Raw genomic sequence first — 24,717 nt, forward strand, 5'->3', positions numbered from 1 at the left:
GAACGGCTCTTTTTACAGATAAGTACTTAGTTGCACCACCTATCACTTCAAAACCTAACCGCCATCATATTTATCAAACAAAAAGGTTTTAGGATAACAATTCAACAACAAGTCCGTTTACATTTCGAAACCACATTAATAATGTGTTGAAAATTGCCTGAGACAATCACATAGGAAGTGCTAATGACCCTCACCATCAAAAACCGCCTTTATATTCTCTCTTTTATCCCTTTGCTACTAATGGCAATTGGGATGATGAGCGTGACGTATATGAAGAGCACTGAGCTAACCGCACAACAAGTAGAATCGACGCGTAGCAATATGATGGCGATGAAAGAAAAGGAACTCAAAGCGTACCTGCAAATGGCTAAGTCTTCGATAACTCCTTTCTTAGAAAAAGGTGCCACACTTGAAGAAGCATTACCCACATTAAAAACTCTAGAATATGGTGAATCTGGTTATATTTTTGGCTACAGCTCTAAGGGTGTAAGAATCGTCATCGGACAAGGTACCGATGGCATTGGTAAAAATTACTACGACCTTCAAGACAAACAAGGCAATTACCTAATCCAAGACCTGATTAAGAACTCAAAAATTGGGGAATTCACCACTTACTACTTTCCTAAGCCAGGTCAGTCTATTGCGTTACCAAAACTCAGCTACTCAATCTTTATTCCACAATGGGATTTAATGCTTGGAACTGGGTTTTATACTGACGATATTGACGCCGTGATCAGTGACATGAAAGAGAGCTCGAATGCTGCGCTACAAAGCTCACTGACTGCCATTGCACTTTTCTGTGGCTTGATTGCCTTAGTGGTAGCGGTTTTCGCTGTTGCAGTGAACCGTACAATCATGCAACCACTCGAGCAATTTGACCGTTCAATCAGTGCCTTTGCAAGTGGTGAGGCCGACCTAACGGCTCGAATGGAAACCTTCAAAGCGCCTGAGTTCGCCAAACTCAGTGAGAACTTTAATGCCTTTGTTTCTAGCCTACAGACCATCATTCGTAGCGTGAGCGATGTGGGTCAGCAAGTTGTATCAGAAACGAGCAGCATGTCTTCTCGCGCAGCTCAGGTCGACGAGATAGCGACAGGTCAACGTGAAGAGACAGAACAAGTAGCAACGGCGATGACCGAGATGACGACAACTGCGCAAGAGATCTCAAGCAACGCAAGCCAAGCGGCTGACTCAGCTAAACTTGCAGAGAACAATGCAAAAGAAGCTCAGCAAATAGTCAACGCTGCTGCTGGGTCCGTAGCAGACCTTGCAAGTGAAGTATCAGAAGCAAACACTGTGGTATCTCGCCTTGAAGGAGATGTACAGAATATTTCATCTTCACTGACTGTCATTCAAGATATCGCGGAACAGACCAACCTATTAGCACTAAATGCCGCGATTGAAGCCGCGCGAGCTGGTGATCAAGGCCGAGGTTTTGCGGTAGTTGCGGATGAAGTTCGTAAGCTTGCCAGCCGCACACAAGAGAGCACGGGCGACATTCACAAAATGATCCAACAGCTAAAATCCGCTTCAGATGCCGCGGTTAAAGCAATGGATTCTAGCCAAAGCAGAAGTGCTCAAACGGTAGAAGAAGCGAACGCAGCAGCTGCAGCACTTGCTAAAATTCAAGATTCGATTGATACCATCATGGACATGAACTCACTGATTGCGACGGCGACTGAACAGCAGAATATTGTTGGCCAAGAGATATCTCAACGCATTGTTGTGATTTCAGACCAAAGTTCTCAATCGGCATCGCTAGCAAACCAAAACCGTACAGGTAGCCAAAACTTAAACAGCCGAGCAAACGAGTTGTACCACTTGGTTGATCGCTTCACGGTTTAATGCTTAATGCTTAATGCTTAATGCTTAATGCTTAATGCTTAATGCTTAATGCTTAGCAAGTAAAAGCTATAAAACATCAATAAAAATGGGCTTCAGAATCTTTGTTCTGAAGCCCATTTTCTTGTCCATAATGTCTTGCCAGATAGAACTAGTCTAATTGCTCAGACAAGAAGTCGACTAACAAGCGAACCTTTGAAGACAAATTACGGTTCTGTGGGTAAAGCGCCCAAATCCCCTCTTTATCGTCTCGGTAATCAGATAACACCTCAACCAATTCGCCAGACTCAAGATCTTCACTCACGTAATATTCTGGCAGTTGAACCAAGCCAATGCTCTGTTTAGCTGCGTCCAATAAGGCTAGTCCACTGTTACACCTAATTCGTCCATTAACACGAACCGAGCGAGGGCGTTTATTCTCTTTGAATCGCCAATGTTCAAAGCCACCGACCAAACATTGGTGGTGACTCAATTCAGAGAGCGTATGCGGCTCACCATAGCGTTCAATGTATTCAGGGCTGGCGCACACGTAGAGTTGGCGTTGAGACAGCTTCTTTGCCACAAGGCTCGAATCTTCTAAGCGACCAAGACGAATAGCGACATCGACACCCGAATCAATAAGATCGAGCTTTTGATTGGTCAGCATCAGCTCAAGTTCTACCTGCGGATGGAGCTTTAAAAATTGATGAAGTATTGGGGCGAGCTGGCGCTCACCATAAGTCACAGGCGCAGTGACTTTCAGTAAGCCTTTTGGTGTGGATTGCATCTGCATGACCGCAAGCTCAGCAATTTCTAAGCCTTCAACCAGCAACTTACACTGCTGATAATAGAGTTGCCCAGCCTCTGTTAGAGAAACCTTACGCGTCGTTCGATTGAGCAGTTTCACCGCGAGTCGTTCTTCGAGGTTTGCTACTCTACGACTGATTTGAGCCACCGACGTAGCGAGCTTCTGCGCCGCACCGGTAAAGCTTTCACGCTCTGCCACTGCAACAAACTCACTTACCCCTTCCCAATTGGCCATGTTTTTACCTTATGCTGAACGATGGTTACCCAGACAGTGTATTGAAGATAGATATCAGTGTCACCTTGCTTGATATACGCCATGCACATACAAAGGCCTTCATTGAAGCTAATATCGCATTCCCCACAAGGCTCCTATTGACCCAATCTACAAAGCTCGGACCGACCTTATATTACAAATACTATTATCAAAAAATACTCGTATCCAAAAAGAAAGCCCGCACTCATTGAGTACGGGCCTTATTATTGTCTATTACAGATGCGTGAGGGTTAAAACTAGAAACGATTAGCCACTCACTTTTGCCTGTTCAGTCTCAAAGATTACACTTCAAACTGAGAAACTAGGCTATCAAGTGCTTCACACTGTTCTGCTAGTGAGATGCATGCGTTCTCTGCATTGTTTGCCATCTCAACCATTTTCATGGTGCTTTCCGCGATACGTTGAACATTCTTGTTCACTTCTTCAGACACCTGAGACTGCTGCGAAGCCGCTGTCGCGATTTGCGTATTCATATCATTCATCTTGCCAATTGAATTGCGAATCTCACTCAATGAAGAGGCCGCAGTACCTGCTTGAACAATGGTTTTCTCGCCACTTGCCTTGCTTTCTGTCATCACACCAACGGCATGTTTAGCGCCAACTTCTAAGCGTTCAATCATTGACTGGATTTCACCCGTACTGTCTTGAGTTTTACTCGCAAGCGCACGGACTTCATCAGCAACTACCGCAAAACCCCGACCTTGCTCACCAGCACGCGCTGCTTCAATCGCCGCATTTAATGCCAATAGATTGGTTTGCTCTGCAATGCCTTTGATCACGCCAAGAGTAGAAGCAATGTTCTTCACATCAGTATCCAATTCCTGAACCACACCGCCTGCATTCTCGATATCGTGCGCAAGGCGTTCAATTGAAGTTACGGTTAAGCCCAAAGTGCTGTCTGCTGATTCCACTTCATTGTTCGCAACGTTACTTGCGGTTGCAGCATCTAATGCGTTACCACTTACCGTTTCACTGGTCGCTTGCATTTCATGAACAGCAGCCGCGACTACTTCACTTTCTTTCTGTTGATTCGAAGAGAACTCAGCCACATTCTGCGTTATTGATTTGATGTTTTCCATCTCGCCACGTACGGCATTTGATGTCAGAATCACTTGCTCAACAGTGGTATGTATCTTACTAACAAACTTGTTAAACGCTGCACTTAAACGAGCAATCTCATCAGAACCGTCAACTTTCATTCGCTGAGACAAGTTACCGTCGCCCGATGCGATCTCATTCATCGCTTTCTCTACGTTCTGGATTGGTTGGACGATAAAACGGTTAGATAACCACATCGCAAAAAGCGCAGCGAAAACAGCAACCGCCATACCCACCTCGATGATCACTTTGCTTTCTTCAATTGAATCATCAGCCTGCTGACGAAGCTCTTTTTGCTTCATTTCAATCACAGCTCTAACATCACGAAGTTGAGCGCGAATAATCGCAAACTCAGCTTCCAATATCGGCGCGTATTCGATGTTGTATTGAAGAGCGTTGGCAGGGTCAGCAAACATTGGTTCATGCAACGCTACCCACTTTTTCATCGCCTTCACCAGTTTCGCTAGCTCGTCTTGAGAAGATGAGTCTAAGACACCTGCGGTATATAGGGTTTGAACGCTTTCAAAGCGTGGAACGGCTTTGTAAGCGTTATCTTTAAATTCGAATTGTTGATATTCAATTGCCTCTTGATCTTTCGCAAGCAACAGACCTTGAGCAGATGCGATGACTTGATAAATGTCACGATACCCGTCTTCCAAATTATCAAGGACAGGCTGAAGCACATTATTGAGCTCATGGTTAATTGCGGCTTGGGCGTTAGATTTAATTACGTTGAGCACAGTAACCGTTGAGAAAACAATCACGATAACCATTAGCGGTATCGCAATCTTGCTTTTAATAGAAAGATTTTTGATATTCATAAAGACCAAATAACCACACATAAAATAAGGACGCGCGAATAATATACGGTATTATTGAAAAAGCCAGATAAAGCCTGTGAACCCAGTCGCATATTGAACTCAACCATCGAACAAGCGATTTGTATTTAACCAGACGTCAACCTGAAAAAGTTAAAGTGGACAATATTGAATTTATTTACCTTAGACATGTTCTATTACTGGAGAAGTCGTCGAAATAACACCATAATATAGGGCTCTAAAATAAGTAGGTAAGAACATGAAAATTTGTGGTGTTGAAATCAAAGGTAACGATGCAGTCATCTGTCTTCTATCTCTATCAGACGGTGTATTTAACATTCCTGATTGCCGAGTTTCTAAAGTTGCGATTAGTGACGCAAACGACACACAGAATATGAAAGATTTTCAATTTTCTTTTGCAAAGTTAATGGAAGATTACCAAGTAGAAAAAGTGGTAATTCGTCAACGCCAAACTAAAGGCAAATTTGCTGGCGGTGGCTTCGGCTTCAAACTAGAAGCGGCAATTCAGTTGATCGACGGCCTAGACGTAACCGTTGTATCTCCGAATGAAATCAAAGAAAGCCTTAAGCGCAACCCTCTTATGATGAAGTTCAAAGAAACAGGCCTTAAGCAATACCAAGAAGCACCGTTTACCACGGCTTACGCTTGTTTAATGCAGCGCTAATCAATAGTCGCTAGCCAATATTGATACAGAAAGAGCCTGAATATTCAGGCTCTTTTTTGTTTCTATCACTCGGCTTTAAACCCAGTTAATTTTGATGAAATACGCTTACCGCTCTAACGCTGTTTGCCTGCGAGCCTTAATCCATTCCGGCTTTTTCACCACCAGATAAACCGCAGCGGCAGACAAGGCGAAGCCCGTCGCGCCGTAGATATCGAATGACTCTCCAAAAATGAGCCACGCTTGAATGGCAGTTGTGGGTGGAACGAGGTAAAACACCGATGCCACACTTGAAGAAGCGCCATGCTCTACCATGTAAAGCAGCAATAAAATAGCAATGCACGATAGAACAATCACTAGCCAAGCCAGAATTAACGTGAACTCGATAGTCCAGTTCACCTGCATAGTTTCGTAACGCATTGCAAAAGGTAAGAACAATGCTGCTGCTGCCAAGTACTGCACCATCGCGCCACCGACCATATCTGTACCCTGGCAAAAGCGCTTCTGATACAAAGTACCGACCGTAATACCCACCAAAGAAACCAAACACAGCAAAGTTGCCAAGCCTTTTTGGTCGTCTGACTGCCACTCAATATTGCCCATTAGCACCAAGCTAATACCTGCGAAACCAAGGGCTAAGCCTAGCCATTGTGCGAAGTTAAAACGCTGCGAGGTACAGCTGATCATTATCAATGCCGTCAGAATCGGTTGTAAGCCAACAAGCAGAGAACTCAACCCGGCGGGCATACCCATATCAATCGCGAGATAAGTGCCACCAAGGTAGAAACCATGAATCAAGATACCCACCACACAAGCGTGGAAAAATGCTCGACCACGAGGAATACGACGCTTAAGGATTGAAATCAAAACCAAGAATAGCGCCACGTTGGCTACCATCCTAAGTGAAAGTAACGTTGCGGGTTCAGCGTATTCAACACCAAGACGGGCGCCAACAAAGCCTGACGACCACAATAGTACAAACACAAACGGAATCATTTTAATCAGCATTACAAACCTCTGGTCAACTCTTCATCAATGCTGTTACCTTAGTTGGGTACAGATAACTAATAAAGATACAGATATAACACTTTAAATGGTTACAGATTAAGTGTGAGTAACAAGGGGGAAACATGGAAGCAGAACTCAGCGGCAATAAATATCTCGCTATAGAACAACACATTAAGGCTCAGATCGATAAAGGGCTCTTTCACCCAGACGACCGCTTGCCTTCCATTCGTCAACTCAGTGAACAACTCGGTGTGAGCAAAAACACCGTGATTCGCGCTTATCAAGAATTGGAAGCGACGGGTTGGGTTTATTCTGTGCCTAAATCAGGCTATCGTGTGAAAGCACCGAACACCACCATCTGGGATGCACCGAGCCAGCCTCAAAAAGTCGATCTCTTGTCGGTCACCAAATCTGTACTCTCCCGTCCGAAAGGTCGCTTGAAACTGCTTGCTGGTTCTGCACACCCGAACATTAATAACCCTGCCATTCGTAGCTTGTATGCCGAAATCGGTCGCCATAGCCGTTTGCAAACTCAGCTTCCCGGTTATTACCAATTACCTCCCGGCGATGAGCAATTAGTAAAGCAGCTGTTAAAGATCACCCATGATCTAGGCGTACCTGCGGGATCGAATGAGATTGCGATTACACATGGTGCTCAACAGGCGATCAGTCTGGCTTTACGTGCATTAACCAAACCGGGAGACATCGTGGCGGTCGAATCGCCCTGTTACTTCGGCAATCTGCTTTTACTTGAATCGCTTGGTTTGCAAGCACTAGAAATTCCAAGCAGTGTGAGCCACGGCATTGATATTCCATCACTACAAAGTTCGTTGAACAAATGGGAAGTAAAAACCTTACTGCTAACACCAAACTTTACCAATCCAACGGGTTCACGAATGCCATTGGCTAATCGAAAGGCGTTACTGGAGATCACAGGATCTTTGCCGATTATCGAAGACGATGTATTCGGTAGCTTGGCATTCGACACACCCATTGCCAGCCTCAAAGAGCTTGATAACCAAGATCGAGTCATTTACGTCAACTCCTTGTCTAAAACCTTAGACTCACGTTTACGAATCGGTTGGTTACTGTCGGGGCGCTACCAACCTTTGGTCGAAAAGTACCTTTTATGCGACAACATGGGCAGTTCAAACCTGATGCAATCCGCGGTGGGTCAATTCCTCACCACAGGCAAATACCGCAGTCACTTATCCAAAATGAAACGACTCTACCAAACCAATCAAAAGCAGTTTCAAAGCTTGTTAATACAAGCATTGGACAGCTATCCTCATCTTGAAGGGCGTTATCATTTATCGAAGCCAGAAGGCTCTTTTTTAAACTGGATAACGTTGCCAGAGTCGGTCGATAGTTATGCCGTCTACCAAGATTGTTTAAAGCATAAATTGGGAATTTTACCCGGTACTGTGTTTGGGACGAATGACCAATATAAACACTGCTTGCGCTTCACTGTCGCCAATATTGAAGAGAGCAAAGAGTGGAAAGAAGGGGTTGTGACATTAGCGAAGATAATCGCTAAACATACACCTTAACCAGATTAGGCCCACATAGCCCAAACAACAAAGCCCTACTCAACTGAGCGGGGCTTTCATCATTATCAGGTTTTGATTTGGTTAACGGTAATTAACCTTGCCAAGCGAACTGTTCAAATATTTTGTCTACTGGCGTTTTGGCAACGTGGTTTACGTAGTTGCTGATCACTTTCTGAGACAAGCCAAGAATCACTTCTAACACCTGTTGCTGACCGTAGCCCGCTTCGAAAAATGCTGCCATTTCACTTTCAGGTACATTGCCGCGGTTACGCACCATGCTCAGCGTAAAGTCATGCAGTGCTTGCAGCTTTTCAGTAGGTAGAGCCGTGCGATTACGAAGTGCTTCGGTGATTGCAGGATCAACCTTCATAGAATGTGCAATGCCAGTGTGCGCAGGAACGCAGTAGTGGCATTCGTGTTCAACGTTGATGGTTTGCCAAACAACCGTCAGCTCTTCAGCATCGAAAGATGAGTCACTAAACGCCTGATGAAGCTGAGTGTAAGCCTTAAGTGTGTTTGGAGATTCAGCCAACACACCGAAAAGACCCGGTACTCTACCCATCTGCTTTTTAGCACCTTCAAGAATAGGTTGGCTTTGCTCTGGCGCTGATTCTACTGAATGAATTTTGAAGTTGATCATTGTTTTATCCCTATCAATTTATGATTCTAAAGTTATTCAATCACGGAGCAATTTATGACTATTCTCCGTTGGTGTGAAAACAATATAGAACAAACCAGAACGATCGTTCAAGTGTTATTTTGAACACTCGTTCAATTTGGTCGTATTTATCGAATCAACAATTAAGAAAAAACCGATTTTATTTTAGAGGGATCAGCGCTAACCCCATGATTAAAAGTAGAAAACCCGCCAGGTATCAACTGGCGGGCTCGCTTATAAGTCTGCATTCTTATTTCAATCAACGATCAATGCTAACGGAACAAGCCTTCAGAACATCTAATCTCATCACAAGGTTAGACACTTTTCCCTTCAAATTGATAAAGCTCTCTGAGCGTGTCTTTTAACCATAGAACGATGGGATTGTAAGCATTGCGTTTGTGCCAAATCATAGTGAACGGGATCAGCAGCTTTTTGACATTTTCTTCATCTAAAGGGATGGGTAGACAAGTAAGATTGGGGTGGAGTTGTTCAACGTAACGTCGACAGTAATTCGGCGCAACGGTAGTCATGGTGTGGTTTGATTGAGCTGTCATAAATAACGACTGCTCAAAACCAGCTAAAGTCAGTACGATATTTCGGTCTAGTTGTAGGTCAGTAAGCACTTCATCTAGCGCCCATGTTTCACTTTTCTCCCACACAATATTGATGTGGGGATATTTAAGGAAAGCCTCTAGATTCCACTCTTCTTTCAAGGCAGGATGATCTTTTCTCAAATACACAACCGGCAAGTCGTGAAACAGAACCTCGAAGTCGATGAAATAAGGTAGTGAGTCTAGGGATTCTTTCGAACGCGGATGGCTTTCTCTCCCTGAAAATCCAATATCCGATTCGCCACGTACGATGGAATCTATCGAATCGTAGTCCCAATTGCGCATTTTGATTTTCGCGTTGGGGTAACGTTGAGACACGCTTTGCGTCAACTCATTAAGCATGATCAGAGATAAAGGAGACTCCGCCTCTAAATTCAAACGCACATCTTTTGGCGCTTCGTCACCACGAGTCGTCAGTATTTGGCTTCCAATCTGCAGCCAGTCTTGAAGATCTTTTACCATGCTCAGTGCAAGTGGCGTTGGCGTTAATCCCCTTGGCGTTTTCACAAACAAAGGATCATCAAACCAATCTCTAAGCTTGGTCAGTGATTTACTCACCGTAGAAGGCGTGACGTTCAGCTTTTTCGCAGCTTTTGAAACACTCTGCTCCTGCAGAAGCAATTGCAGAGTGAACAACAGGTTCAGATCAAGACGGGCTAGTGGCTTCTTCATAATCACTTTTAACTTGAGAGGGACCTACCCATAGTATTAGAGCAATACTGATAACTCCACCAGCAGCCAGTATAAATACCAACATATTCAATGCACTGAGTCCGATCACGCCCATCAACCAGATAAACAGTGCCGAAGTGCACACCTGAGAAACGCCCAATATCGAGCTCGCAACGCCTGCTCGTTGTGAATAACAACTTAATGCTTGGCTCATCGCGACACCAAAACCGAGCGAGAAGCCACCACACACAAAAGCAAAGCCTAGCAGGGTTACATAATGCCCTAGCCCACCATCAATCGATGTAAACAACAAGATAGCCGCAATCACAAAGCACGTTTGAGATGTCAGCATGAGGCTTTTTTGTTTAAACACATTCAAGGCAAACGGCGCGGAGAACGACACCAGCATACTGACTAATGCTGTGAGAGCCATGGTATAGGAATATTGACCACGGTCGAAGCCAAGCTCAGTCATGATCAACATTGGAGAAACATTCACGTAAGTCAGAATCGCCGTCACACCCAAGCTGGTCATGATCACTCGGCTGATAAACAAGGGCTCCTTAAAAGTTTCAGTTGGAGTCGATTGAGATAAAGAAGCTTTTGTTACTTTCGAGCCTACGTTATTCGACTTGGTTTCTCTTAGCACTAACACCGACAGCAAACACACCACTACCCCCATACTTGCCATGGTCGTGAACAGACTCGGCCAAGGGTATACCGTCATGATTAAGTGGCCGATCACCGGTGCAAGTACTGGCACTATGCAGGTAATGCCATTCATCATCGACAACACCTTGGCGCGCTTTTGGTCATCTAACACATCTCGTAAGATGGCGAACGCCACCACATAACAAGATCCAGCACCAACACCTTGGAAAAAACGCACAATAAGAAACGGCTCAGCACTGCTCACAACCCCGCCCAAGGTCGACGAGAGAGTAAAAACAATTGCACCGAAAATGGCAACGGGCTTCCTCCCTACGCTATCGGCAAATTTACCCGCGAACAACATAGTCGTTGCCATACCGGCCAGATAGATAGAAAACGCGGCATGGAGCTGAGCCTCAGAGGCATTTAAGTCCGCGGCGATTTGAGGTAACCCAACCAAATACAGATCAATGGCCGTTGGATACAAAAGCACAAGTGCGAAACTACAAAATAGAAAACGATACATAACACCCCACATAATTGATGTGAGGATAATAAGAGCGAAATGCAAAACTACCGAGTGGCATCTACGACAACGGATCTTTCCATTTACGACAAACCATCAGTATGTGGCACAGGCGACATACAAGAATTAACGAAATAAGCAAGGTTTTGATCGTATTTCGATGAAATTAAGAGGCAGATTTGTCAGTCATAAACTGCAGGTTATTAAGCAGAGAATAATTTGTAAAAGTTATCAGAACGCTAAAACCAATCACTAAGTGAATACTTAAATCAACCACACATATACACCAGAAATTCCTGCTTAAATTTTTTAGAAAAATTCAAAATTTATTAGAAATTAACCCCTAACTTTACTGAGTAATTTGTTAGGCTTGGCAACAAATATTTACAATCCAAACAAAAATTAATTGGATCGCTAGAGGTTGTTTTTTTGAATATGAAATTATTCGGCAGTTCCCTAATCCTTTCAGGAACTGCATTAGGGGCAGGCATGCTTGCTATTCCCATGGTGTTGGCCCAGTTTGGCTTCATGATCAGCTCAGTGCTGATGCTACTCATCTTTATCGGCACCACCTACTCTGCACTCCTACTGGCAGAAGCGTGTACCAAAACGAAAGACAACAGTGGCATGAGCAGTGTTGCTTACCTAACTCTGGGCAGCAAAGGTAAACACTTTATCAATGCACTCTTTTACTTGCTGCTGGTATGCATGCTGATCGCCTATATCTTGGGTGTTGGCGACATCATTCATAAGCTATTGCTCGACGTCGGCGTAGACATCTCTGCATCCGCTGCTTATACCGTTTTCAGCCTATTGATGGGTGTGATTGTAGTCGCGGGTAAGTCTTATATCGATAAATTAAACCGTGGTCTATTCATCATGATGGTGGTAATGCTGTTTATTGTAATTGCCTCTCTGTTTAGCAATATCCGTCTAGATTACCTAACTCAAACTAGCCAATACACGGCCAATGACGTGGTGCAGTACAGCGCGGTTATCTTTACTAGCTTTGCCTCTATGGTGGTGGTCCCGTCACTGGTTATCTACAACCGTGAAGCGACTCAAAAGCAGATCCGTAATATGATTCTGCTAGGCTCGGTGATTCCACTAATCTGCTACCTAACTTGGTTGTTCGCGATTATCGGTAACCTTGGTACAGACGCGATCAGCCAGTTCCACAACATTTCAGAACTGATCTCTGCGTTTAGCGGACAATCTGCTTGGTTAAAAGTCGTGATTGCGCTGTTCTCAGCGCTGGCACTGGTGACCTCTTTCCTTGGTGTATCCATGGCGTTGTATGACCAAAACAAAGACGCAGTCACCAACAACAAAGCATTAGCTTATGCTCTGACCTTTGTATTGCCTTTGGTATTAGCAGAGCTGTTCGCAAGCCAGTTCGTGAGCATGCTGGACTATGCAGGCATGGTGTTGGTGTTCCTAGCTATCTGGGGACCACTCGCAATGGTGGTTAAGGTTCGTAGGCCTGACTTCCCTCACCTACAAACCGAAGGCAGCTATACAGCAGCCGGTGGCGATACGGCACTGATGGCAACATTCGGTTTTGGGGCTTTGATTTTCGTATCTTGGTTTATGGGATAAATCCCAATTGAATACACTATCTGCTGCCATTTAAACGACAGCAGATACAAAAAGCCCGTTAACCTTACTTGAATTAGCGATCGCAACTAATTAACAGTAGGGCTAACGGGCTTTCTTATTTTCTGATTACCATGGCCAAAAACTAAAAGTGCTTACTTGGTCAAATTGCCAAGCAATTGCTCACACTGTGCTTTTAGCGATTTAAGCTCATCTTCATTCATCTTAGAAAGACATAGCATTTCAACTGGCACGGTCTGCGCTTGCTCTTTGAGATCTACCCCTGCAGGCGTCAGTGTAATAACCCGAACTCGTTCATCTTCAGCACTGCGAGTTCTAAGCACGTAACCTTTCGTTTCCAAACGCTTGAGTAGTGGCGTCAACGTACCTGAATCCAAATGCGTTTTTGCGCCTAGGGCTTTGACATTTATCTCTTTTTCTTCCCACAGCACCATCATCACAATGTACTGCAAGTAAGTAAGGTCAAGCGCTTTTAGTAAAGGTTGATACGCTCTACTCATTGCATTCGATGCACTATACAGCGCAAAACACACCTGATTATCCAGCTTTAGATAGTCATCTTGGTCGCTCATGATCACCTCACCAATAAATTAAATTGCGCACAATATACTTGCGCGCTCGAATTTTATCAATTAAACTAGCTTTAAAATTAAGTTGCACGCAATTTAACTTTACACAATTTAAATAAGGACTAAACCAATGACAACACTCTACACAACTTCTGCTACAGCTACAGCAGGTCGTAACGGCCAAGTTTCTACTGATGACAATCTGCTTTCAGTGGCGTTGAGCTACCCTAAAGAAATGGGCGGAACAGGTGAAGCAACCAACCCTGAACAACTGTTTGCTGCGGGCTACTCGGCGTGTTTCTCAAATGCTCTGCTTCACGTTGCAAAAGAGATGAAAATCAAAATCGCATCGGCGCCAACGACTGCAACAGTGGGTATCGGACCAAATGAAAACGGTGGCTTTGCTTTAACTGTTGCTCTATCGATTGAACTGGCTCTAGAGCAAGAACAAGCTGTGACGCTTGTGAAAACGGCTCACCAAGTTTGTCCTTACTCAAATGCCGTTCGTGGCAACATTGATGTGAAATTGTCGGTTAACGGACAAGCGCTTTAGCCGCCTCATCTCCCTCACCAAAAAAAAGAAAAAGTACCCCGCTAAAAAAATGTCCCGCACTAGGCGGGACATTTCGTTATATAACTCTTAACTTCAAGCTCTTAGCTCTTAGCTCTTAAAGGTATTCGAAAGCTCTTTCAGTGACGTAGCCAGTTCTGCCTGCTCTTTAGCTGTTGCAGCAATTTGCGTCGCACCCGTCGTAGATTCTGTCGACTTCTGCTCTACCGCCACAACGTTCTGAGCAATATCTTGAGTTACTACTGCTTGCTCTTCAGTTGCGGTTGCGATCTGCTCTGCCATGCTGAATATTTCGCTCACCGACCCAGAAATATCTTGCAGGGTCTGTTCTACTCCTCGTGAGTCTTCAACCGCTCTTGAAGACATTTTCTTACTGTTATCAATCACGTTGAACGCGGTTTGCACATCCGACTGTAGCGAGTTAATGAAGCCTTCAATTTCAGAAGTGGACTGTTGCGTACGCTGAGCCAAAGTACGAACTTCATCGGCTACGACAGCAAAACCACGACCTTGTTCACCAGCACGAGCGGCTTCAATCGCAGCATTTAACGCTAACAAATTGGTTTGTTCGGCAACCGATTTAATTACATCAATCACACTGTTAATGTTGTTGCTGCTTTCGTGTAGATGAGTGATTTTTTCAGCGAGGCCGTTAATCTCAGAAGCCAAGGTTTCTATCGACTCATAAGATTGTTGAACCGTGCTTAAGCCTTGCTGTGATTGTTCATCAGCGATCTTCGCTGAGCTTGCCGTTTGCTGTGTTTTAGCCGCGACTTCATTCACCGTCGCTGATAGCTCTTCTGTTGCTGTCGCAATCAAGCCAATCTGGTCTTGCTGCTCAACTAAGGTGCTTGAGTTGTATTGGCAAGTTTGCGCCGTCTCTTCTGCTGCTGAAGCAAGTGTCAGGCTAGATTGAGATAGGTTATCGATAACTTGAGAAAACTTCTCTAATGTTTCATTAAGCGACGATGAGATTTGACCCAGCTCACTATTACCTTCGTAAGTCGCACGAACGGTTAAGTCATTGTCATTTCGGACTTTAGAAAGTACTCGCGTTAGATCTTTAACTCGAGTCGTTAAATCAGTAATGGCTTTGAAGCTAACAAAAGTTGCGAACAAAGTGATCACAACAAACATCACAATGCTGCCCATCATTGCTGATTGAGCTTGCTGAGTTTTCTGATCCGTCAGTGTAATAAGAGACTCTGCTAACTGATTTTCGGTCTTCTTCAGCTGAACAATTCGTGCCGTCGATTGAGCAAACCAATAAACAGGATCGACATCAAAACCACTCATTTTCGATTCAGCCACATCACGAAGTTTTTCCACTTCAGCCACCGAGCGATCATTCAGTTGCTGTTTAAAGAAATCAACGTTATCTGGGTTACCCAAAACTTCAAAGTTCGCAAAATATGTATTTTGCTCGGTTACCAAAGAGATGAATTTAACCAGCATACCCGGGCCAAATTCATTTTTAGAAAAGGTGTTGTTGAGAACCGCACGTTCGATACCCGCACGCTCTTTGCCTTGTAGAAAGTTATAGTAGGCGATGGTTTCTGTCGTGATGGTGGCATCAGTACTTAGCTCAGCAATTAATGCAGATACACTCAATAACTTAGCATTAAGTTTGGTGTAGTAACCTAATGCTTCAGAAAGCGGAATTGATTGAGAATCCACTCTATTGCGAATCGAAGTAATTTGGTTGAGGCTTTGGCTGATTTCAGTATTCAGACGCGTGATCTGCGATAGATCGATTTCTTCAGACTGCCAGTACTCGGTTCTTTGATTGCGTTTGCTGTCTGCGTTAATTCTTTGTGCTTTTAGCTCACTGCCAAACTTGTTTCCCTGTGAGCCAATAAAGCCAGCCGTCATACCACGTTCTTTCTGTAACTCGTGCACCAACTCACTGTACACAACCGACAAACGCGTAAGTTGGTTTAATGACGACATTTCACTGGTGGTTTCTACGCCTTTTGAAATGGCAGAAACACTAAGCCATAAAAACCCTAAGATCGGTAAGATAAGCAAAGCGATGATTTTTTGCTTAAATGACATATCGGTTAAATTCATTATTATTTCCCCAACAACTAACAAATCTTTTTCAGTCACGAACTAGGCTTGTTCTAACGAACACGCCTTAATTGTGACTCTATAATTATTCGAAATGATCCATGTCAATCATGAGCTAACCACACTGATCACATGAGAGAACGGTAACATTTAAACCTATAAAACTCATTGATTTATCAATAAAACTGTTAACTATCTGACTTAACCTGACTAAAAATACGTGTAACAACATTTCTCTGACGTAGTGACTAAAAATTGACAGCACTTGCATAATCATAAAGTGGTAGGCCAGTATTCACTGAGTGACCCTTACCAAGCTGTTAACTCACGATCATCTATATATTCAGTATCAAATATGTATACTGCCGAGCCCTTAAATAGAGACTCGCTGTAAATATGCGATAACCACTGAGAGATATTTTTATGGATTGCCCCGTTTGCGAAGAACACATTGGTTGGGAATGGGTAGAAGAAGCCGCAATAGAACCCAATGAAGAATTCGATTGCCCAGAGTGCAAAGAAACGCTGATGTACACCATCGATGAAGGTACCTATTACGGCGCACAACATAAAACCGTCGAAGTTGTTGATGATTAGAGTTTTTATTACCGATTAATGCTATCGATCTTTGCGAGATTGCCAGAGTAACCAGACACTCCTTTACTAGAACGAGTGTTCATCTTAAAATATTGAACATATGTTCAGATTAATGAAGTAGATGTTATGGCCAAGACAGCGAAGTTCGATAGACAAGACGTAGTAGATAAAGCGACTAACCTGTATTGGGAAAAGGGCTTTCACGCAACTTCTATGCGCAATCTACAGGACGTGATTGATATGCGTCCGGGCAGTATTTATGCGGCTTTTGGCAGCAAAGAAGGCTTGTTTAAAGAAACATTAGCTCGTTATACCGAACTCGGCATCCTCAATTTGAACCGCTTTCGCAGCGAAACAGATTCTCCAATCGAAGCGCTCGAAAACTTCGTAAAACGTGCCGTTGTCGAATCGAAACAAAGCGCGCCTAACGGTATGTGTATGCTGGCTAAAACAGTAGCTGAACTGACGGATGAGCACGCTGAACTATTAGAAGAAGCAAAGAAATCACTGAAGATCATGGAAAGTGAGTTCGCTAAGTTGATTGCAGAAGCGCAAGAACTTGGTGAGATAAGCAAAGAGCGTGAACCCACTCAACTTGCTCGACATGTTCAAGTTCAGATCGCAGGCCTGCGTACCTACGCGAAAACCTGTGACGACATCGATTTGCTTAACTCAATGGTTGAAGACATATTTAAGTACCACCCTTTTTAGGTCTGAGCTTATATAAGCTCAGACCTAAAAAGACGCCCAAGTATTACTACCAATACTTGGGCGTCTTTTTATTTATCGTTTTTCAGCCAATCACAAAAGCCGATTGCTTTTATACTTTCCTCATGATCAATGCCTGAGCATTGAGCATCGCCTCTTTGGTGCTGACGTCTAAGGTTTTCACGTTCGCAAAGCGTTCGATCTCTTTAATTGCCACATCATGAGCAAAAATCACCAACCTCGCTCTTTCAATGTCTTTTGGGGTGATGCGATTGCCGATTCCGTTGGCACCCTGCGTTTCGACTTTAATCCGAACCCCAAGATGATGAGCCGCCTTTTCCAAAGACCTAGCCGCAAGAAACGTATGAGCAACACCAGATGGACAAGAAGTGATCGCCAATACATCCGCTTGTCCTTCTTCCGTTATCGAGCCACCCATGAACTGATTAGAATTTGCTTCGCCTTCGACCACGTTCTTTTTCAGTAGTATCACGATCAGAGCCGTCGTCAGTGCTCCTGCTAATGTCCCGACGATATAGCCAATTTTGCCATCAACCACTGGCAACACTATCCAACCACCCCATGGTGCATGGTTGATGACATGGAACATAAAGCCAACCACGTTACCGACAATGCCACCAGCAACAACAGCGGGCAGAACACGTGCGGGATCAGCTGCTGCAAATGGAATCGCACCTTCACTGATGCCGATCATGCCCATAATACCCGCTGCTTTTCCGGCTTCGCGTTCGTCTCGTTTGAATTTCTTAGGTGATATGAAAGTGGCAAGCGCCATGCCTAATGGTGGCGTACAAATGGCAATACCGACGCCCCCCATTAGCCAAGGTTGAGTGTTCACCTGCGTTTGAGCAAACAGCGTCGCCACTTTGTTGATTGGGCCGCCCATATCAAAGGCCGTCATCGCCCCTAAAATACTGCCCAACACCACTTTTCCTGAGCCCGCCATGCCAGTCAGCATTTGGTTCATCTCAAGCATCACATACGCGATAGGAGAACCAATCACCCACATCACCACCCCACAGGTTACAAAGGTGCCGACTAATGGATAGATGAAGATCGAACTCAGCGAGATCATACTGTCTGGCAGTTTGATCTTCTTGAGCACATTAACCACAAAGCCAGCGAAGAATCCGACCACAATTGCACCAAGGAAGCCGGTACTGTACTGATTCACTGCGAGCCAAGAACCAATCATGCCCGGTGCTAAGCCCGGTTTGTCGGCCATTGAATACGCAATGTAACCACCGAGCACAGCGGTAAACAGGGTTAGCCCCGCGATACCCATTTGTGCTATGTCAGCCAGAACACCGCTCTCAGGCACAGCGCCATGGCCAGACATCATTACCGACAAAGACAAAAGTACCCCACCCGCGACCACGAATGGGATCATGTGCGAAGTACCGTACAACAAGTGTTCTTTAAGACGATTAAGAGATTGTGCCCAAGGGCTTAATGGTTCGCTGTAAACTTCATGATGACTAGAAGCGTAGCTATCGAAAGATTCAGAATTCGCTTCGAGAAACAGCTTTTGAGCTTCCTCGACCGACTCTACCGCCTTTAATTTTGTAACAAAGCCATCTTCGATCAATCGAGTTGAGATCTGAGCCAGAACCTCAATATGATGATCATCGCTATTGTCTGGCGACGCGAGCATAAAAAACACATCCGACAGTTCGCCGCCGTCTGCGCCATAATCGATACCCGTTCGGCTAATACCTACCGCCACAGCAGGTTTAGCTACAGCAGTGCTTTTCGCGTGTGGAATCGCAATACCATCATCAAAGCCCGTATTGCCGATGGCCTCACGCTTCCAGATATCATCAAGGAATTCACTTTTATTGGAGAGCTTGCCCGCACGGTCAAGCAGTTCGACAAGCTCTTCAAATACCGCCTGTTTTGAGTCTGCCTTTAAATCCAGACAGATAATCTCCGGATCTATAATGTCAGTGATGTCCATGTGCTGCCTCGTCCGAGTACCAATTTAAGTAAATGAGATAAAGAGGTTAATAATATGAAAAGACTAACGAGGCAAGGCCGCTCGATATATAGGACGAAAGGTGCATTAACTGGATAATTGTAACCAAGAAGCAAGAGTGTGACGTTCACCTTTGAATTAAAAACGGGAATCCATAAACTTCCTAGATTCAGATAGTCCCATCGATCCAAGTAAACTGTCGATCTAAGCACACCGAGAATAATAATGAGAATTGTAGCGGTAACTGCGTGCCCTACAGGCATTGCGCACACCTATATGGCAGCTGATGCACTAAATAAAACAGCCCCAAAATTCAATGTTTCAATCAAGGTTGAGACTCAAGGCGCTATGGGGATTGAAAACTTACTGACAGGCCAGGATATTACCCTCGCAGACAAAGTGTTGATCGTCTCTGATATCGACATCGAACAACCAAGCCGATTTGACCCCGCGAAAACCGTCTTCATTCCCATGGAAGAAGTGTTATTGAGTGTCGATAAAGTCTTTATCAAGCATTGTCGAACTTAAACCTTTCATGAATGAATATCAGATCACCTTCTTCGTTGACGATCCTGCCGCGAACTCACACGTCGCGCAGCCGTTGACTCGTTTAGCGAAGAAGTTCAAAAGCAACATCCGCATTATCAACATCACTCAAAATCGAACCGCTGATCTCTCCAAATCTGTCGCGATGTTACAAGTGGGTTTACTCCGGGGGGATTTGTGTCAGATAACCGCGGTAGGGATTGATGCTGAACTCGCATGTTTTGTAATAAAAGACGTGATTGCTGAGCATTACGACATGGTTGGCTCACAAGTGAATCATGAGTTCTCGAACGACTTAATCCAGCGTATGCCTCAGATATGCCCGCCTTGTGACATCAAGTGGCACCACGCTAAGGCGCAAACTCAACTGACAAAATTTGAGTGCTTGAAAGGGCTCGCTCACCTCGTTTATCCAGAAGATCCAGATGAGCTGATTTTGGCTTTCATTAAGCGAGAAGAACGCTCTTCAACCTGCGTGTCACCAGGTATCGCACTGCCCCATGTGATGTTTGAATCTACTCAAGATCTCTCGATCGCGGTGATCGTCAGTGACAACCCGATTGACTGGGCATCTCAAATTGGCCAAGTACACGTAGCTATCGCTTTAGTACTGCCAACCAAGCCGCAACGTGAACACATTGTGGCGGCTACCAACCTAACTAGAAACCTACTTCACGATCAGGTCAACGAGCGTTTGCAAAAGACTCGAAGCAGTGTCGATTTACAAGCCTTGCTGATGTATATCTCATCTCGCCTGCTGTAAGGCTACTCACTCCAAAAGACGGCTCAACAAAAAAATACGCTCCGACTTAAAAAGACGGCTTAACTAAATAGAACCACGATATTCAGTCGGCGTTCTACCGGTGCGATTCTTAAATACTCGACAGAAGTAGTTCACATCCTTAAAGCCGCAACGTACAGCCACTTCATTGAGCTTGAAGTTGTACTTCTTGAGCATGAACTTGGCACGGTCGACACGAACACGGGTAATGTACTCAGCCAGCGTCATGTGGCCTTGTTGGCGGAACATTCGCGACAAGTGGTTCGATGAAATGCTAAAGCGCGAGGCAATGCTGTCTCGGGTGATTTGGCGGTGGAAGTTCTCTTGAATGTAGATACAAATCCCCTGATACACATCCTGTACTCGGCTATGAGATTTTTCTACGGGCGCTTCCAGCATGGTTTTACTGTATTGCAGTAGAGCTTGCAGCAATAACTCATCCATCGGCTGCTTGTTACTCTCTCTCGCTAACGAGCTGAGCGCCTCCAAAATGTTATCAATCGCAAACCCAGAACGAGTCTGAATACTGTGTTTTTGGATATCGTAAAAGCTCTCCTCGCCTTTGCGCTTACTCACCAAACTTAAACCAAGCTGACGACGACCAAACAACATGCTCAACACCGAGCAGTCTGTATCCCAGTTAGGTTTATTCCAACAGTTGGGTGGGATGAAAATCGCGTCTCCGGCTTTGGCAATAACGTTAGTGATCTTGCGGTCATGACTCTCCATTTCATTTATATACTCCCCGTCTAGCACTAACTCTAAGCGCGGAAAGTTCACCTGATAACTGCATGCTGAAGGCGTGTGAAAATCTCCAGCAAACCAGATGTTATGAAACGGTTCTCGCTCATTTAATACAGACGAGATTAAGTCATGAAATATCATTATTCGAACTCTAGTGGGCAGCAATAAGGCTACGGGAATAGATATACCCCTTAGTGAAACATAGCGCTATTGAGCAAAATCACAATTTGAGATCTAGGTTACAAAAATCTAGGGCGTGTTGATCTTTCGTGAGTGTTTTTTGAACAGCATGGTAAAGAGTTATAATTTGCTTCGCCAAAAGTAAAACCATAACCAATACCATGCCAAGAACAATGCTAACTGATATTCGCTGGGAACTGCTACTCCAAGTTATGAAAAGTACAGGTCGTATTTACGATAAAACTGAACATCGAATGACATTTGAAGGAATACTTTATCGAATGAGAACAGGTATTCCTTGGCGAGATCTACCCTCTGAGTTCGGAGAGTGGAGTACCGTTTACAGACGATTTAATCTTTGGTCAAAGAAAGGGATTTTAGATAAACTTTTCAAAAGCTTATCTAGCATGGCTGATTTTGAATGGGTCTTTCTTGATGGCTCTATAGTTCGAGCGCATCAGCATAGTACAGGTGCAGCTACTGAAAGCTCAGAGCAAATAGGAAAAAGTCGCGGGGGCAACTCAACCAAAATTCACTTAGCCGTAGATAGTGGTGGTCTGCCGATTTGCTTTGATTTATCAGAAGGACAACGCCACGATATAGTGCATGCCGAAAGCTTAGTTGAACAACTCGATGAAGTTAATACTATCGTTTGTGATAAAGGATATGACAGCGAACCTTTCCGTACTTTTGTTAAGGAACGTGGCGGAGAAACGGTAATTGCTAAACGCAATTACGGACAAGATATAGACAAAGACAGTATGGATTGGTGTCTATACAAGTATCGTCACTTGGTCGAAAATGCCTTTGGGAGAATTAAGCATTATCGAGCTATTTCAAGTAGATATGACAAGCTAGAAAGGAATTATGCCAGCATGTTATCGCTGGCATTCATGTTAATGTGGCTACCGATGTATTGTTGAACACAAAATGTACAGCAAAGATCAACACGCCCTAGTCACGGAAATAAATTTCCAGTAACAAAACTGACCTAGCACGTTCCTGTCCTGATAAACAAATACGCTACAGCCCTTATAAATAAAAGCCTCAACACATCTTTAACTCTGTCAACATCGTCCTAAAAGCGACCACTCGACCGATCAAAATCACACTCCACTTATAACGCAACAATGATCCAGTAAATGCATTTTTTCTTCACTACAGAAGGTAAGCCGTAGATTCCAGAATACCCCTAACAAAATAAAAACAGAGTAGGGGTTCATTATGATAACGACATTGATCAATCAAGATTTGATTAAGCTTTCGCTTAGCGCTAATTCAAAAGAAGACGTATTTAAAGAGCTGATAGACGTGCTGTACGCACAAGGCAGAATCTCAGACAAAGCACAGTTTCTTGCCGACATTAAGGCGCGTGAAGAACAAGGTAATACCGGGTTTGAAGAAGGTATTGCTCTGCCACACGCGAAAAGCAGCGCGGTGATCAAACCCGCGGTTGTTATCGGTGTCCATCAACAGGGCATCGAGTACGGCGCCGATGACGGTCAGCCATCAAAACTGTTCTTCATGATTGCCTCTCCTGATGGCGGTGATGATCACCACATCGAAGTATTAGCAGAGCTTTCTTCAAAACTGATTGAAGAAGGCTTTATCGAAAGCTTCATGAATGCTCAATCTGAACAAGAAGCATTAGAACTACTGCTTACCAAACCTGAGCCTTCAGAAACGGAAACAAACGTTGAGAAACAAGGCTTCATCATTGGTGTGACAGGCTGCCCAGCAGGCGTTGCACACACTTATTTGGCCGCTGAAGCACTAGAGAAAGGCGCGGCGGCTCTTGGCTATGACATCAAGGTCGAAACCAATGGTTCTATTGGTGTTAAAAACAGCCCGACTCAAGAAGAGATCGAACGTGCAGACGCGATTGTCGTCGCTTGTGATAAACAGGTCGACATGGCTCGCTTTGCCGGAAAACGCGTTATCAGCACCAACGTAAAAGCGCCAATCAAAGACGCGCAAGGCTTGATTAAACAAGCTCTCAATGCACCTAGTTACCAAGCTGAACAAACACCGACCAACCAGTCTGTTGTAGAAAAAGCCTCACAAGCGCGTTCAGACCTTTATCGTTACCTGATGAATGGCGTATCACACATGATCCCATTCGTAGTGACAGGCGGTCTTTTGATTGCCCTAGCCCTAGCCATTGGCGGTGAGCCAAGCGAATCTGGCATGGCAATTCCTGCTGGCAGCATGTGGAACCAAATCCTAGAAGTGGGCGTGGTTGCCTTCACATTGATGATCCCAATCTTGGCTGGCTACATTGCTTACGCGATTGCTGACCGCCCTGCTCTAACCCCAGGTTTGATTGGCGGTTGGATTGCTAACAACGGCTCTTTCTACGGCGCTGACGCAGGCACAGGCTTCATTGGCGCAATCATCGCAGGTCTATTAGTGGGTTACTTCGTTAAATGGATTACCTCGTTTAACTACCACAAGTTCGTTCAACCGCTTGTGCCTATCATGATCGCTCCGATCACTGGCTCTTTGTTCATCGCAGGTCTGTTCATTTTTGTTATCGGTGCACCTATCGCTGGGCTGATGGATGCTCTTACTGCACTACTAACGAGCATGAGCACAGGCAACGTGGTTCTGCTTGGCATCGTCCTTGGTGGCATGGCCGGTTTCGATATGGGCGGTCCATTCAACAAGGTGGCATTCCTTTTCTCGGTCGGCATGATTGCCAGCGGTCAAACTCAATTCATGGGTGCGATGGCGTGTGCAATTCCTGTCGCTCCACTGGGTATGGCTATCGCAACCAGACTTGGCCGTAAGTTCGACCTGTTCGAATCTTCTGAAATTGAAGCAGGTAAAGCAGCAGGCGCAATGGGCTTGGTGGGTATATCTGAAGGTGCGATTCCTTTCGCGGCTCAAGATCCGATGTCGGTTATCCCTGCCAACGTACTTGGTTCAATGACTGCCGCTGTTATGGCGTTCTCATTCGGTATCACCAACAGCGTGGCTCACGGTGGTCCAGTAGTCGCTCTACTTGGCGCAATGAACTACCCAATGCTGGCACTGCTGTGCATGGCGTCTGGTGCGGGCGTGACTGCGGTTACTTGTATTGCGCTTAAGAATCTACGCAAAGCCAAGCTAACGACAGCAGCGGCTTAAGCCATTTCAACTCCAATGGCTTGAGCCCTTCGA

Annotated in this window: 21 protein-coding genes; 11 read left to right on the top strand and 10 right to left on the bottom strand. The window is 44.7% G+C overall.

What is annotated here, in order from left to right:
- The first annotated feature begins 183 nt into the window (after positions 1-183).
- On the top strand, positions 184-1,845 hold the full coding sequence (locus OCV30_RS15965) for a methyl-accepting chemotaxis protein (RefSeq protein WP_065678959.1): 1,662 nt from the start codon (positions 184-186) through the stop codon (positions 1,843-1,845).
- Positions 1,846-1,993: 148 nt separating this feature from the next.
- Here OCV30_RS15965 and OCV30_RS15970 read toward each other — a convergent pair whose 3' ends face one another.
- Together OCV30_RS15970 and OCV30_RS15975 are read right to left on the bottom strand one after the other, a co-directional pair.
- The gene (locus OCV30_RS15970; RefSeq protein WP_065678960.1) at positions 1,994-2,863 is read right to left on the bottom strand and encodes a LysR family transcriptional regulator; all 870 of its coding nucleotides are present in this window, start codon (positions 2,861-2,863) and stop codon (positions 1,994-1,996) included.
- Between the two features lie 320 nt (positions 2,864-3,183).
- Positions 3,184-4,821 carry a methyl-accepting chemotaxis protein gene (locus tag OCV30_RS15975; protein WP_065678961.1) on the bottom strand — a complete coding sequence of 546 codons (1,638 nt, stop codon included), beginning with the start codon at positions 4,819-4,821 and terminating at the stop codon, positions 3,184-3,186.
- Between the two features lie 256 nt (positions 4,822-5,077).
- Here OCV30_RS15975 and OCV30_RS15980 point away from each other — a divergent pair, with 256 nt between their 5' ends.
- The gene (locus OCV30_RS15980) at positions 5,078-5,503 is read left to right on the top strand and encodes a DUF3010 family protein (protein WP_009846243.1); all 426 of its coding nucleotides are present in this window, start codon (positions 5,078-5,080) and stop codon (positions 5,501-5,503) included.
- A gap of 105 nt (positions 5,504-5,608) precedes the next feature.
- Here OCV30_RS15980 and OCV30_RS15985 read toward each other — a convergent pair whose 3' ends face one another.
- Complete coding sequence (locus OCV30_RS15985; RefSeq protein ID WP_065678962.1) at positions 5,609-6,508, bottom strand: DMT family transporter; 900 nt, start codon at positions 6,506-6,508, stop codon at positions 5,609-5,611.
- Positions 6,509-6,630: 122 nt separating this feature from the next.
- Between OCV30_RS15985 and OCV30_RS15990 the strand changes: the two genes are divergently transcribed.
- Positions 6,631-8,058 (top strand): aminotransferase-like domain-containing protein, encoded by a 1,428-nt coding sequence (locus OCV30_RS15990; RefSeq protein ID WP_065678963.1) that lies wholly within the window; start codon positions 6,631-6,633, stop codon positions 8,056-8,058.
- Positions 8,059-8,149: 91 nt separating this feature from the next.
- On the opposite strand, the gene OCV30_RS15995 is transcribed toward OCV30_RS15990, so the two are convergent.
- The 3 genes from OCV30_RS15995 to OCV30_RS16005 form a co-directional block, all read right to left on the bottom strand.
- Positions 8,150-8,698, bottom strand: a complete 549-nt coding sequence (locus OCV30_RS15995) for a carboxymuconolactone decarboxylase family protein (protein WP_065678964.1) — start codon at positions 8,696-8,698, stop codon at positions 8,150-8,152.
- Positions 8,699-9,030: 332 nt separating this feature from the next.
- On the bottom strand, positions 9,031-9,999 hold the full coding sequence (gene yidZ / locus OCV30_RS16000) for an HTH-type transcriptional regulator YidZ (protein ID WP_004732954.1): 969 nt from the start codon (positions 9,997-9,999) through the stop codon (positions 9,031-9,033).
- A complete protein-coding gene (locus OCV30_RS16005) occupies positions 9,974-11,176 on the bottom strand; it encodes an MFS transporter (protein WP_065678965.1) in 1,203 nt (400 codons plus the stop codon). Before OCV30_RS16005 ends, yidZ begins: the two co-directional genes overlap by 26 nt.
- Before the next feature lie 435 nt (positions 11,177-11,611).
- Here OCV30_RS16005 and OCV30_RS16010 point away from each other — a divergent pair, with 435 nt between their 5' ends.
- Complete coding sequence (locus OCV30_RS16010; RefSeq protein WP_065678966.1) at positions 11,612-12,775, top strand: amino acid permease; 1,164 nt, start codon at positions 11,612-11,614, stop codon at positions 12,773-12,775.
- 152 nt (positions 12,776-12,927) lie between these two features.
- Here the strand turns inward: OCV30_RS16010 and ohrR are convergent, their stop codons facing one another.
- Positions 12,928-13,365 (bottom strand): transcriptional regulator OhrR, encoded by a 438-nt coding sequence (gene ohrR / locus OCV30_RS16015; protein WP_065678967.1) that lies wholly within the window; start codon positions 13,363-13,365, stop codon positions 12,928-12,930.
- Between the two features lie 127 nt (positions 13,366-13,492).
- On the opposite strand from ohrR, the gene ohr reads away from it, so the two are divergent.
- Entirely contained in the window at positions 13,493-13,915 is a 423-nt protein-coding gene (gene ohr, locus OCV30_RS16020; RefSeq protein WP_065678968.1) for an organic hydroperoxide reductase Ohr, read from the top strand.
- A 108-nt stretch (positions 13,916-14,023) separates the two neighbouring features.
- Here ohr and OCV30_RS16025 read toward each other — a convergent pair whose 3' ends face one another.
- Entirely contained in the window at positions 14,024-16,003 is a 1,980-nt protein-coding gene (locus OCV30_RS16025; protein ID WP_065678969.1) for a methyl-accepting chemotaxis protein, read from the bottom strand.
- Positions 16,004-16,426: 423 nt separating this feature from the next.
- Between OCV30_RS16025 and OCV30_RS16030 the strand changes: the two genes are divergently transcribed.
- On the top strand, positions 16,427-16,600 hold the full coding sequence (locus OCV30_RS16030; RefSeq protein ID WP_167351950.1) for a hypothetical protein: 174 nt from the start codon (positions 16,427-16,429) through the stop codon (positions 16,598-16,600).
- A 126-nt stretch (positions 16,601-16,726) separates the two neighbouring features.
- The gene (locus OCV30_RS16035) at positions 16,727-17,311 is read left to right on the top strand and encodes a TetR/AcrR family transcriptional regulator (RefSeq protein ID WP_065678970.1); all 585 of its coding nucleotides are present in this window, start codon (positions 16,727-16,729) and stop codon (positions 17,309-17,311) included.
- Positions 17,312-17,420: 109 nt separating this feature from the next.
- On the opposite strand, the gene OCV30_RS16040 is transcribed toward OCV30_RS16035, so the two are convergent.
- Positions 17,421-19,286: a fructose-specific PTS transporter subunit EIIC gene (locus tag OCV30_RS16040; protein ID WP_065678971.1), complete on the bottom strand. Its 1,866-nt coding sequence runs from the start codon at positions 19,284-19,286 to the stop codon at positions 17,421-17,423.
- 243 nt (positions 19,287-19,529) lie between these two features.
- On the opposite strand from OCV30_RS16040, the gene OCV30_RS16045 reads away from it, so the two are divergent.
- Together OCV30_RS16045 and OCV30_RS16050 are read left to right on the top strand one after the other, a co-directional pair.
- Positions 19,530-19,832 carry a PTS fructose transporter subunit IIB gene (locus OCV30_RS16045; RefSeq protein WP_009846233.1) on the top strand — a complete coding sequence of 101 codons (303 nt, stop codon included), beginning with the start codon at positions 19,530-19,532 and terminating at the stop codon, positions 19,830-19,832.
- A 7-nt stretch (positions 19,833-19,839) separates the two neighbouring features.
- Entirely contained in the window at positions 19,840-20,613 is a 774-nt protein-coding gene (locus tag OCV30_RS16050; RefSeq protein ID WP_009846232.1) for a PTS sugar transporter subunit IIA, read from the top strand.
- Between the two features lie 63 nt (positions 20,614-20,676).
- Here the strand turns inward: OCV30_RS16050 and OCV30_RS16055 are convergent, their stop codons facing one another.
- The gene (locus OCV30_RS16055; protein WP_029223612.1) at positions 20,677-21,516 is read right to left on the bottom strand and encodes a helix-turn-helix transcriptional regulator; all 840 of its coding nucleotides are present in this window, start codon (positions 21,514-21,516) and stop codon (positions 20,677-20,679) included.
- Between the two features lie 200 nt (positions 21,517-21,716).
- Between OCV30_RS16055 and OCV30_RS16060 the strand changes: the two genes are divergently transcribed.
- Both OCV30_RS16060 and OCV30_RS16065 read left to right on the top strand, forming a co-directional pair.
- Positions 21,717-22,478, top strand: a complete 762-nt coding sequence (locus OCV30_RS16060) for an IS5 family transposase (protein WP_102552608.1) — start codon at positions 21,717-21,719, stop codon at positions 22,476-22,478.
- 301 nt (positions 22,479-22,779) lie between these two features.
- Positions 22,780-24,684: a PTS fructose transporter subunit IIABC gene (locus OCV30_RS16065; RefSeq protein WP_065679777.1), complete on the top strand. Its 1,905-nt coding sequence runs from the start codon at positions 22,780-22,782 to the stop codon at positions 24,682-24,684.
- The last annotated feature ends 33 nt before the right edge of the window (positions 24,685-24,717 follow it).

Origin of the sequence: Vibrio atlanticus (assembly GCF_024347315.1) — a bacterium.
GTDB lineage: Bacteria > Pseudomonadota > Gammaproteobacteria > Enterobacterales > Vibrionaceae > Vibrio > Vibrio atlanticus.

What these genes read in the sequence shown, in the direction of transcription:
- OCV30_RS15965 (WP_065678959.1), top strand. Translation starts at nt 184, where the DNA reads ATGACCCTCACCATCAAAAACCGCCTTTATATTCTCTCTTTTATCCCT.
- OCV30_RS15970 (WP_065678960.1), bottom strand. Translation starts at nt 2,863, where the DNA reads ATGGCCAATTGGGAAGGGGTAAGTGAGTTTGTTGCAGTGGCAGAGCGT.
- OCV30_RS15975 (WP_065678961.1), bottom strand. Translation starts at nt 4,821, where the DNA reads ATGAATATCAAAAATCTTTCTATTAAAAGCAAGATTGCGATACCGCTA.
- OCV30_RS15980 (WP_009846243.1), top strand. Translation starts at nt 5,078, where the DNA reads ATGAAAATTTGTGGTGTTGAAATCAAAGGTAACGATGCAGTCATCTGT.
- OCV30_RS15985 (WP_065678962.1), bottom strand. Translation starts at nt 6,508, where the DNA reads ATGCTGATTAAAATGATTCCGTTTGTGTTTGTACTATTGTGGTCGTCA.
- OCV30_RS15990 (WP_065678963.1), top strand. Translation starts at nt 6,631, where the DNA reads ATGGAAGCAGAACTCAGCGGCAATAAATATCTCGCTATAGAACAACAC.
- OCV30_RS15995 (WP_065678964.1), bottom strand. Translation starts at nt 8,698, where the DNA reads ATGATCAACTTCAAAATTCATTCAGTAGAATCAGCGCCAGAGCAAAGC.
- yidZ (WP_004732954.1), bottom strand. Translation starts at nt 9,999, where the DNA reads ATGAAGAAGCCACTAGCCCGTCTTGATCTGAACCTGTTGTTCACTCTG.
- OCV30_RS16005 (WP_065678965.1), bottom strand. Translation starts at nt 11,176, where the DNA reads ATGTATCGTTTTCTATTTTGTAGTTTCGCACTTGTGCTTTTGTATCCA.
- OCV30_RS16010 (WP_065678966.1), top strand. Translation starts at nt 11,612, where the DNA reads ATGAAATTATTCGGCAGTTCCCTAATCCTTTCAGGAACTGCATTAGGG.
- ohrR (WP_065678967.1), bottom strand. Translation starts at nt 13,365, where the DNA reads ATGAGCGACCAAGATGACTATCTAAAGCTGGATAATCAGGTGTGTTTT.
- ohr (WP_065678968.1), top strand. Translation starts at nt 13,493, where the DNA reads ATGACAACACTCTACACAACTTCTGCTACAGCTACAGCAGGTCGTAAC.
- OCV30_RS16025 (WP_065678969.1), bottom strand. Translation starts at nt 16,003, where the DNA reads ATGAATTTAACCGATATGTCATTTAAGCAAAAAATCATCGCTTTGCTT.
- OCV30_RS16030 (WP_167351950.1), top strand. Translation starts at nt 16,427, where the DNA reads ATGGATTGCCCCGTTTGCGAAGAACACATTGGTTGGGAATGGGTAGAA.
- OCV30_RS16035 (WP_065678970.1), top strand. Translation starts at nt 16,727, where the DNA reads ATGGCCAAGACAGCGAAGTTCGATAGACAAGACGTAGTAGATAAAGCG.
- OCV30_RS16040 (WP_065678971.1), bottom strand. Translation starts at nt 19,286, where the DNA reads ATGGACATCACTGACATTATAGATCCGGAGATTATCTGTCTGGATTTA.
- OCV30_RS16045 (WP_009846233.1), top strand. Translation starts at nt 19,530, where the DNA reads ATGAGAATTGTAGCGGTAACTGCGTGCCCTACAGGCATTGCGCACACC.
- OCV30_RS16050 (WP_009846232.1), top strand. Translation starts at nt 19,840, where the DNA reads ATGAATGAATATCAGATCACCTTCTTCGTTGACGATCCTGCCGCGAAC.
- OCV30_RS16055 (WP_029223612.1), bottom strand. Translation starts at nt 21,516, where the DNA reads ATGATATTTCATGACTTAATCTCGTCTGTATTAAATGAGCGAGAACCG.
- OCV30_RS16060 (WP_102552608.1), top strand. Translation starts at nt 21,717, where the DNA reads ATGCCAAGAACAATGCTAACTGATATTCGCTGGGAACTGCTACTCCAA.
- OCV30_RS16065 (WP_065679777.1), top strand. Translation starts at nt 22,780, where the DNA reads ATGATAACGACATTGATCAATCAAGATTTGATTAAGCTTTCGCTTAGC.